The sequence below is a fragment of the Pseudomonas sp. R62 genome, assembly GCF_000257605.1.
Lineage (GTDB): Bacteria > Pseudomonadota > Gammaproteobacteria > Pseudomonadales > Pseudomonadaceae > Aquipseudomonas > Aquipseudomonas atacamensis.
Genome location: NZ_JH635999.1, coordinates 1,688,917 through 1,698,962, shown reverse-complemented (window position 1 = coordinate 1,698,962; position 10,046 = coordinate 1,688,917). Strand labels below are relative to the sequence as shown.

General features: G+C 58.7%; 7 protein-coding genes. 5 read left to right on the top strand and 2 right to left on the bottom strand.

What is annotated here, in order from left to right; translation table 11 throughout:
• Positions 1–286, bottom strand: a 286-nt coding sequence (locus OQK_RS25610; protein ID WP_016774952.1) for a Rid family hydrolase, incomplete at its 3' end; no start/stop codon positions are given.
• 114 nt (positions 287–400) lie between these two features.
• Here OQK_RS25610 and OQK_RS25605 point away from each other — a divergent pair.
• From OQK_RS25605 to OQK_RS25585, 5 genes are all read left to right on the top strand, one after another.
• Entirely contained in the window at positions 401–1,294 is an 894-nt protein-coding gene (locus tag OQK_RS25605) for a LysR substrate-binding domain-containing protein (protein ID WP_016774951.1), read from the top strand.
• A 118-nt stretch (positions 1,295–1,412) separates the two neighbouring features.
• Entirely contained in the window at positions 1,413–2,573 is a 1,161-nt protein-coding gene (locus OQK_RS25600; RefSeq protein ID WP_016774950.1) for a radical SAM protein, read from the top strand.
• Positions 2,574–2,688: 115 nt separating this feature from the next.
• Positions 2,689–3,699 (top strand): GlxA family transcriptional regulator, encoded by a 1,011-nt coding sequence (locus tag OQK_RS25595; protein ID WP_038861758.1) that lies wholly within the window; start codon positions 2,689–2,691, stop codon positions 3,697–3,699.
• A 161-nt stretch (positions 3,700–3,860) separates the two neighbouring features.
• Positions 3,861–5,441, top strand: a complete 1,581-nt coding sequence (locus tag OQK_RS28935; protein ID WP_016774949.1) for a hypothetical protein — start codon at positions 3,861–3,863, stop codon at positions 5,439–5,441.
• A gap of 54 nt (positions 5,442–5,495) precedes the next feature.
• The gene (locus OQK_RS25585; RefSeq protein WP_016774948.1) at positions 5,496–8,630 is read left to right on the top strand and encodes a hypothetical protein; all 3,135 of its coding nucleotides are present in this window, start codon (positions 5,496–5,498) and stop codon (positions 8,628–8,630) included.
• Positions 8,631–8,825: 195 nt separating this feature from the next.
• Here OQK_RS25585 and OQK_RS25580 read toward each other — a convergent pair whose 3' ends face one another.
• Positions 8,826–9,860 (bottom strand): alpha/beta fold hydrolase, encoded by a 1,035-nt coding sequence (locus OQK_RS25580; RefSeq protein ID WP_016774947.1) that lies wholly within the window; start codon positions 9,858–9,860, stop codon positions 8,826–8,828.
• Between the last annotated feature and the right edge of the window lie 186 nt (positions 9,861–10,046).

Genomic DNA, 10,046 nt, shown 5'->3' with positions numbered 1-10,046 from the left:
GTACCACAGTCCAGATCGTTTCGAACGTCGAGTGCGGATCGACCATGAACACGGTGACATCCACCGCATCATCGAAGCTGCAACCGGCCGCAGCGAGGATCGCGTTGAGGTTGTTGAAGGCGGTGCGCACCTGATCGCGCAGATCGGCCTCGGGCGAGCCATCCTCACGGCTGCCGACTTGTCCGGAGACAAACAGGAAACCGTTGGAGCGAATCGCCGGAGAGTAACGGTGACGCTCATACAAGGCATGGCGGGCGGGTGGGAACACTACATCGCGCTTGGACATGGGGCTGACTCCATCAGGGGTTGATGGGAACGACTTTAGGTATTTGCAGTGCGCGGATAAACGCGCAAGCTTGGCGTTCACTGTTTGCAAATCCCAAACAATCGAGGGGCGCGGATGGACCGGTTCGATGCGATGCAGGCCTTTGCCCGGGTGGTCGAGGCGGGCAGTTTCACCAAAGCCGCCGAAACCTTGCACATGAGCAAGACCACGGTGACGCAACTGGTGCAGCAACTGGAGGCGCGGCTGCGGGTCAAGCTGCTCAATCGCACCACGCGCAAGGTCAACGTTACCGCTGATGGCGCGGCGTATTACGAGCGGGTGATCAAGTTGCTGGCCGACATGGACGACGCCGAAACCAGCCTGCCCGGTGCCGCCGCACGGCCGCGCGGGCGTTTGCGCATCGACGTGCCGAGCCCGTTCGCGCGGCATATTCTGGTGCCAGCCTTGCCGGATTTTCACGCGCGCTACCCGGACATCCAGATCGACATGGGCGTCAGCGACCGCATCGTCGACATCATCGATGAGAACGTCGATTGCGTGGTGCGCGGCGGCGAATTGCTCGACCAATCGTTGATGGCGCGCAAGCTAGCAGATCTGCCCTTGGGTGTTTTCGCCGCGCCGGCTTATCTGGCCCGAGAAGGCACGCCTGAGCATCCGCTGGAACTGCAAGACTCCCATCACCGCGTCGTCGCTTTTCTCTGGGCTCGCACTGGTAAACCTCTTCCGTACACGTTGCACAACGGTTCCGAGCGCCTGCAGATCAAGGGCCAGCATGTGCTAGCGGTGGATGATGGCAATGCCTATCTGGCGGCGGGACTGGCCGGCATGGGGGTGTTGTGGTTGCCGACGTATATGGCCGATGCGCATGTCGCGCGCGGAGAGCTCGTGCCGTTGTTTGAGGGCTGGCGCCTGGAAAGCATGCCGCTTTACGTCGCGTATCCGCCGAACCGGCATGTCAGCGTGAAGTTGCGGGTGTTTATCGACTGGATTGTGGCGTTAATGGCGTAGGGGGCTGGTGCGCTTATTGCTTCACGGGAGTGCAGGTCGCCAGAAAAACAACCAACCCGGCGACCCGAACGTGCCAATGGTGAGATGCGCACGTTCGACCCAAGGAGCTATGCGCGTAATGAATATGTACATCGATATCGTCGGCGCCTGCAATCTGAGCTGCCCGTCATGCCCGATGGGTAATTCGGAAAATGCCAATTTCAAGAAAGCCATGCAGCTCGATATGTTCACGCAGATTGTCGATAAGGCACGGCGTGAAGGCGTAAAGGCGATCTTTTTGTACAACTGGACCGAGCCGTTGATTCACCCGCGCATCGGTGAGTTCGTCGAAATCATTAACGCTGCAGGTCTGCAAAGCGGCATCAGCTCCAACTTGAACCTGGCCAAGAACATTGAAAGCGCGATGCTCGCCAATCCCTGGTTCTTCCGTGTCTCCCTGTCCGGGTTCCACCAGGACACCTACCGCCAAGGGCATGTCGGCGGCGACATCGAAGTGGTCAAGCAGAACATGATCAAGCTGCATGACCTCAAGCAGCGTCACGGCCTGAATACCCTTGTCGAGGTGTATTACCACCGCTACCTGGATAACCTCGAAGAAGAGGGGCTGATGCGCGAGTTCAGCGAGCGCCTGGGTTTCAATTTCTCCACCGGCTACTCGGTGATGATGCCGCTGGAAAAAACCTTCGCCATCGTCGAAGACGATGCCTCGGTCACCGACACGGACCGGGAAACCCTCAAGCGCCTGGCGTTGCCACCGTATGCAGACCTGGTCAATCTGGTCAAGCAATACCCTAAACAGGCGTGCACCCTGAAAGATGATTGGCTGGTACTCGATTGCAATGGCAATACTGTGCTGTGCTGCACGATTTTCAATCAGTCCGAATACAGCGTCGGCAAGTATCTGGACATGCCGGTGCAGGAATTGATGAGTCGCAAATCCACGCAAAAGAACTGCGTGGACTTGTGCAACCGCTGCGCGAAGAACGGTCTCCACATCTACTCCGCATCGCCCAACAAGGGGCCGCTGGAAAGTCATGCCGTCAATCGCATCATCGACTTTCAACGACGCACGATTCTCGAGCAGCCGATTGATAGCGAACGTCTGGGCCGTACAGGTGAAGTCAGCGCCGAGCATTTCGATGAGGCTCAATATCTGCAACTCAACGCCGACGTAAAGACTGCAATCGCCACAGGCGCTTTCTCCAGTGGCTATCAACACTACGTACTGTTTGGGCGTCTCGAAGGGCGTCTCGGGGCGGGGTTGAGCACGGTCGTTTGACAGATCCGGGGCGACGGCCATGGGTTGTTTGAAGGTGCGGCCCGATGACGTGATTGACTCTTTGCCGGTTCCGGCCAACTATCGGCGCACAACAATGTGACCGATGGATTGAAACTTGACCGAACGACGCCAATTCAGCGGAGGCATGAAGGGGAAAAACCTCCGCTATCTGAATGAGCAAAGCGATGACGCGCGGTTGACGCGCACAGGTTTTCTGCTGCTCGAACACTTTTCGCTGCCGGCCTTTACCCAGGCACTGGACACGGTGGTCACCACCAATCTGTTGCGCCCGGGACTTTTCTCGTCGCGCACCTTCGGCCTCGGCGATGGCGAGGTGATCAGCGATCTGGGCCTGGTCATCCGCCCCGATGCGCGCCTGGATTCTGCTGCGCTTAACGAGCTGGATCTGCTGGTGGTGTGCGGTGGTTATCGCACCGAACTGCGCGCCAGCGACGAATTCATCGGCTTGCTCAAGGCTGCAGCGGAGCGGGGCGTGAGCCTGGCGGGATTGTGGAATGGTTCGTGGTTTCTCGGCCGCGCCGGTTTGCTCGACGGCTATCGCTGCTCGATCCACCCGGAACATCGCCCGGCACTGACCGAAATCGCCAAGAGCACCCATGTCAGCAGCGAACCCTACGTCATTGATCGCGACCGCCTTACCGCCTCCAGCCCGTCCGGGGCCTTCCACATGGCGCTGGACTGGATCAAGGGCTTGCACGGCAAAGCCTTGGTCGAGGGCATCGAAGACATCCTCGCCTTCGAAGAGTCGCGCTACAGGCGCATCAAACCGGATGAAAACATCTGCGTCAGCGCGCCGTTGCGTGAAGTGATCAAGCTGATGGACGCCAACCTCGAAGAACCGCTGGAGCTGGAACAACTGGCGGTCTACGCCGGCCGCTCACGGCGCCAGCTCGAGCGCTTGTTCAAGGAACAACTGGGCACCACGCCGCAGCGCTATTACCTGGAACTGCGCATTACCGAAGCACGGCGCCTGCTGCAACACACCGAGCTGTCGCAGGTGGAAGTGCTGGTGGCGTGTGGTTTTGTTTCACCGAGCCATTTCAGCAAGTGCTATAGCTCGTACTTCGGTTATCGGCCTTCGAAGGAGAAGCGGCTGGTTAAATAGGCCATCCGGTGCATGCAGGAGAGGGGCTGCTGGAGCTAACCGACCGCCCGTCGGATTGCCCCGCCTACCTGTAATTTCTGACAGTAGACAGCGCAACACCCCCGAGGGGTAATAGCGTCCAGGCATTGCACGCTCAGCGAATTGCAAACAAGGACGCCCCCATGTCGGACTTCGACTTCGATTCAACCCTGTTCCCCATCAAGTTCGAGGCGGGCATCTCCCCGGTAATTGTCGAGCCGGATGTGCCAGGCGGAGTCCCGTTGGAAGGCCTGGCCCACAGCGCATTCAAGGATAATGCTCCACAAATCAGCGCGACCTCGGCACGTATCGACCCTCCAAGGGGAGAGTACCAATCGATATCGGTATACACAGTGGCACTGGACGAGGAAGTCCCTCTGCTGGTTGATGTCATCGTTCCAGACGTCCCTGATCAGCCTGTGATTTTCGACGTTGCCGAGTCGCTGTTCGTTGAAGGCATCAATGTTTTCTACTACGTGGTCAAGCGCAGCAGCGGCAACAGCAGTCCATCAACCCACGCCTGGGCGCTTTATCACTATCAGCCACCCGGCGGTAAAAACGTGCCGGGTACTGGCGACCATCCTTTTCTGGCAATCACTCTCCCGCCTGAACTGGGCAACCCGCCGCAGATTGGCCGGGACGAGGCCGCCGCCGGGGTAAAGTTGACGCTGGATTACCCGCATGATCATGCCTACGACAAAATCATCCTGAAGCTTAATGGCCGTCGCTTCACTCATGTGCTCAAACCTGAAGAGCAGGGCAAGCCGATCATCATTACGCTGACCCAAGCCATGTTTGAACAAGCGGGTAACAGCCCTTTGTTCGAAATCCGCTATACCGTGATCACGCAATTGAACAACCCCACCGAGTACAGCCGTGAGTCCGCTGCGATTGTCGCCAACGTCGACCTCGACCGAGTCGCGTTTCACGCGCCGATTTTCCGTGAAAATCCCAATGACGAAACCGATGATGCGCAGATCATTGATCGCGACGAGCTGGGGGGAAGGCCTCTGTCGGTCATCGTCAATCCGCGATCACCGACCTTTCAGGTGAATGACAGCATCAGTGGCTTGGTCACCGTCACCCCGCCCGGTCATTCGTTTCCGCTTAGCGGCATCATCGAGGCAGATGGCAGTGGGCAACTGCGGCGTTGTGTCATACAGGTGCCGAACAACTTGTTCGTTACCGGCAGCGATGTTCGCGCCTCCTATGTAGTGAAGCGCGGGGGGCTGCCGGTCGGCCAATCGGCCACTGCCACAGCAACCGTTATTGGTTCCGGTCAGTTACCGGGGGACGGATTTATCGGCGAGCCGGAATTTCCGGTCCTGAACGTCAATGGCGCCATCGGCCTCAATCAGTTGATCGAAGGTCCCGCCGGCCTGCATAACCCGGTTCGAATCGCCCTGACTTACACCCACGCAGCCGTGGGTGATGCCATCGAACTGTTTTTTGTCGGCTACGACACGCTGGATGTCGGCGGTAATCCGGTCACCAAAGCGTCCTATAACCCGCAGCCGCCTTCTGTAATGACTCAGGAAGACCTCACCCGCGGTTACTTCGAATTTCCAGTGCCGGCGCGGCACCACTTCGCAGTTTGCAGCCGCGGCAGTGTCGAGGCCTGGTCAATCGTCAGCAACGCGAGCGGGCCGACGACCTCGCGCAAAAAGCGAGTGAATTGCGACGTCAAGAAGCCGGGTGACAGTTGGTGTCCGGAATTTTATTAGCGTTGCCGCCTGCGAGGCATGTCGCCGCGCTGAACTTTCACAAGGAATGTAATCATGACCATCAAAGAAATGTCTCTCCCGGCGCTCATCGAAAACAAGCCGCTGGCGCTCAATGCGCCTTCCATCCCAGCCGCGACTGCCAACGGTGGCTTGCGCTGGCAAGACCTCAACGATCCTGAGAGCCCGGTGCGGGTGCAGATTGTCCTGCAGCCCGGCGCCGTACAACTTAATGACCTCGTCGAACTGAAGTGGCAGGAACTGCCGGCGAAGAGCACCACGGTCGATGCCAATCATCTGAGCACTGGCGTCATCCCCCTGGATGTCGACCCTGCGGACATCCTCGAACACGCCGACGGATTGCACACCTACCAATATTTTGTCACCGCTGCGATTGGCGGCCAGACCGATCCCTCACCGCCGGCCACGGTCAAAGTCAAGCGCCTGCTCCCTGGCGGCAATACCGGTGACGATGCCGGCACCGAATACATCAACGAAAACCTGCGCGCGCCCACCGGCGTCCCGCCTCTGATCGATGACGCCATCGCCGAACCCGGCATTACCGTGACCTGTGGCGTCTACGACAATATGGCCGTCGGCGACATCATCCAGTGCGACTGGGGCGGTCAGCGCCAGACGCACCCGCCGCTGACCACGTCCGAGGTGGGCAAACCGGTGGATTTTCGAGTGGAAAAGGCTTCGCTGATCGCCGCCCCTGGCCGGGTCATCGTGCGCTATGACATCCGTGACGAGGTCAACAACTGGTCGCGCTGGTCGCTGCATGTCACGACCGATGTCGAGGCCGGGGGGAACCTGCTCGCCGCGCCGCGTGTGGTGGATGCCGTCAGCGGTGTCATCGAGCTGGTCAAGTTGGGCAACCAGGATGCCAAGGTGCAAACCCCGGTGTACACCGAGCGTATGGACCCGGGTGATCGGGTGCACCTGTACTGGCTCGGATACACCGCCGAAGGCCTGGAAGTCAGGGTGGAACTTGATAAGGAAGTGAAGACCGAAGACATCGGCTGGCCACTTGATTTCGATATTCCCAACGACAAGGTCCGGGCCATTGCCCAAGGCAATGCCGTGGTGCGTTATGAGGTAATTCCACTTGTCGGCACACCCCGGCGCTCGCGACGGACCACGGTGCAAATCATCGGCCAGGTCGAACAACTGCCGGCACCGAGCGTCGAGGGGGTGGTAGGCGATGTACTGGACCCGGCCAGCCTGCCGCCTGAAGGCGCTCTGGTACGCATCGAAAAACATGATCTGATCGAGGGGGGCGACTCTATCCTCCTGCTGTGGGACGGCAAAACGGCGAGCGGAGCGAGCCTGCCGCACACCATTCCAATCCCGGTAACGGGCAGCGGCGCGCAAGACGGCATCGAGCGTCGTGTCTCGCCGATCCACATTACGCCGCTGCAGGGGGGCACGCTCGCCGTCAGCTACACCCTGAGCAAAAGCGGCGGTGAAACCCTGCCTTCCTATCAATTACCGCTACAAGTCAAAAGCCTTGGTGCCCAATTGCCCAAACCGACGGTGGATTTCGCCCAAGGGGACACTCTGGATCCTGAAGCGGTGCCGGTCGACGGCACCTATATTCGGGTCAACTACGACATCGAAACCGGCGATCGCATCGACGTCCACTGGGACGGTGTGCTGGATTTTACCGACTGGTTTCAGGTCCCGGCCAACTGGGGCGCAAAGGAAGTGGAATTTCCTGTGGCGAAAAGATACGTCGATCTGAACAAGGACCAAACGGTAAAGGTTTTTTACATCGTGACCCGAGGCGGGCAACCGTTGCCTGCGTCGATGGAGCAGCCGCTGCTGATCGGCACGGCCGTGGAGCTGAATGCTCCTCGCATCAAGGAGGCCGATGACAACAGCCTCGATCCGCTCAAGGCCAAGGATGCGTTGACCGCCATCGTTCCTGCTTACGACAACATGGTTGGTACCCAATTAAGCGTGACCTGGACAGGTACGGCCGGAGCCGGGAGCCACACCACCGAACCCGTCCAGGTGACCACCCAGGCTGACTGTGCAGTCCCATTGCCCAATGGGGTGCTGGCGTTCAATCTGAACAGGCCGGTGACGGTGCATTACACCGTGATTCGAAATGGCTCACCGAAGGATTCCAAGCCATTCATTCTGGCGGTGCAGCCGATTGCACAGCAGGACCCGGCCATGGGCCGCCCGCGGATCATGCAAGCAGCCAACGGCGGTGAGGGACCGGAATTCGACGTCAGCCAGTCGACCAGCGACGCGACCATCAGTATGAACAGCTGGCCGCTGATCGCGCTGCGCCAGTACGTCTGGCTGCGCCTGAGCGGCACCAATAACGACGGCAGTCCTTACACCCAGACGTTCTGGCAACCGCCGAGTTCACAGACCAACCAGAGATGGATCGACCAAGGCTATTACACCCACCCGATCCCGCTTGCCACTCTGCAGAATTTGAAGGATGGGAGCGAGTTGATTGTGGAGTTTAAGGCTGGGTTGGGAGGGAGCCAGGTGGAGGCGGAGGCGCTGACGTTTCAGGGGATGAGGTACATCGTCAAGGTAACTGTTCCGCTGGAAATAGATACCACCGACATGGTTCTTGATGGGCCGCAGTTTTATCCTGCGCCTGCCCCATACATACCGGCCTTTGATAAGACGGCTTACGTACACACTGGAGCGCACCAAATCCGACAAGCACATGGTGGAAGAAAGCCTTACCAATATACCTCATCGAACCGCGCCGTTGCGTCTGTTGATCCAGCAACCGGGCACGTGATTTCGACGGGAAACGGGGACGCCCGAATCACAGTGCATGACATCCATGGCGACGAAGTTAGCTTCAATGTGAAAAGCAAAAATGTGTATGAATTAGTACACAATAGACAACAATTGCCTTACTTCCAAGCTCGTGCGTGGATGGGGACCGTAGGGGCTCGGCTATTTCCGGGGAGTTATTTATCAGACCCACTCTCGACGGCCATGGGCTACAGCTTCCAAAAATTAGACGCATCAGGGATTAACACGTATTACTGTTCGGCCGACCTTATGGATAATGAGTTTGCCGTTGTTTCGCATGCGAGCGGACAACCCGCTCAATGGGAATCCCCCCCATTTGTAAAAGGAATTCAAGCAGGTGGAGGAACGACTCCGACAAGCTCATACGAATCACTTGGTTATCGGCCCCGCAATGGGTAAGCTCAATCGCGGATATCCGGGAGGGTTAGGGATAGGGCGCTGACCGGGCGTCTTATCTTGGACATCGACCGGAAAGACCGAGTCGAATATGGATTCAAAGCAAATCGTTCAGGTCGGCGTAAAATCTCGAATAACCCCCGGTCAGTTCCCTCTCCGGGAGAGGGCTAGGGTGAGGGGCTTTTGAGGGCGGGTCTGTCAGAGACGATCCGCATCCATCACAGCCTGCGCAAACGCCTTCGGATCCTCCTGCGGCAAATTGTGCCCAATCCCACCCTCAATCAATCTGAATTGATATTTCCCGGTAAAACGCTTGGCATAGTCCTCAGGCTTGGGATGTGGCGCTCCATTGGCATCGCCTTCCAAGGTAATCGTCGGCACGCTGATCGAAGGCGCAGTAGCCAATTTTTCTTCCAGCGCGGCATATTTCGCCTCGCCCTGCACCAGGCCCAGCCGCCAGCGGTAGTTGAACACGGTGATCTCGACGTGATCGGGGTTCTGCAACGCTTTGGCACTGCGGTCGAAGGTTGCGTCGTCGAATTTCCATTGCGGTGAAGCCAGTTGCCAGATCAGTTTGGCGAAGTCGTGGGTGTTCTTTTCATAGCCGGCGCGGCCGCGTTCGGTGGCGAAGTAGAACTGGTACCACCACTGCAATTCGGCTTTCGGCGGCAGTGGATTCTGCCCGGCGGCCTGGTTGCCGATCAGATAGCCGCTGACCGCCACCAGCGCTTTCACGCGCTCTGGCCACAAGGCCGCGACGATGCCCGCTGAACGCGCGCCCCAGTCGTAGCCGCCAAGCACTGCTTGTTTGATTTTCAGCGCGTCCATGAAGTCGATCACGTCGCTGGCCAGCGCTGCCGGTTGGCCGTTGCGCAGGGTGTTTTTGGACAGGAACTGCGTGTCGCCATAACCCCGTGCATATGGCATCAGCACGCGGTAACCCTTGGCCGCGAGCAGTGGCGCGACTTCGTCGTAGCTGTGAATGTCGTAGGGCCAGCCGTGCAGCAGGAGCACCACCGGGCCATCGGCAGGTCCGGTTTCGGCGTAGGCCACGTCGAGCAAGCCAGCCTTGATGTGCTTCAGCGGGCCGAAAGGAGAGGGCGCGGAATAGCTGACGGCGGCCGGTTCAGTGGTTTGCGCCTGAGCGCTGCCGACGGCGCCGAGCAGTGACAGCGCCAAGACTGACAGACCAAGTGCGGCTTTGAATTTAGAGGTATGCAGAGCCTGTTTCATGCTGACGTCTCCTTTGCGAGCCTGTGGCCAAGGGGCTGGATGAACCCTTGAAACCCTGGGTGCATTGAAGCGTGGCGAGGTATCTGCTCTGTGTCGCCAGAGAGCGTTTTTGCATTGGGTTGTGTAGCAGCGGGGCGCGTACACAGTGTGATACATGGCGATGAAACGGTGAGTTTTCGCGCGAAA

Excerpts from the sequence above, each read along its gene's own strand:
- OQK_RS25605 (WP_016774951.1), top strand. The coding sequence starts at position 401 with ATGGACCGGTTCGATGCGATGCAGGCCTTTGCCCGGGTGGTCGAGGCG.
- OQK_RS28935 (WP_016774949.1), top strand. The coding sequence starts at position 3,861 with ATGTCGGACTTCGACTTCGATTCAACCCTGTTCCCCATCAAGTTCGAG.
- OQK_RS25600 (WP_016774950.1), top strand. The coding sequence starts at position 1,413 with ATGAATATGTACATCGATATCGTCGGCGCCTGCAATCTGAGCTGCCCG.
- OQK_RS25585 (WP_016774948.1), top strand. The coding sequence starts at position 5,496 with ATGACCATCAAAGAAATGTCTCTCCCGGCGCTCATCGAAAACAAGCCG.
- OQK_RS25580 (WP_016774947.1), bottom strand. The coding sequence starts at position 9,860 with ATGAAACAGGCTCTGCATACCTCTAAATTCAAAGCCGCACTTGGTCTG.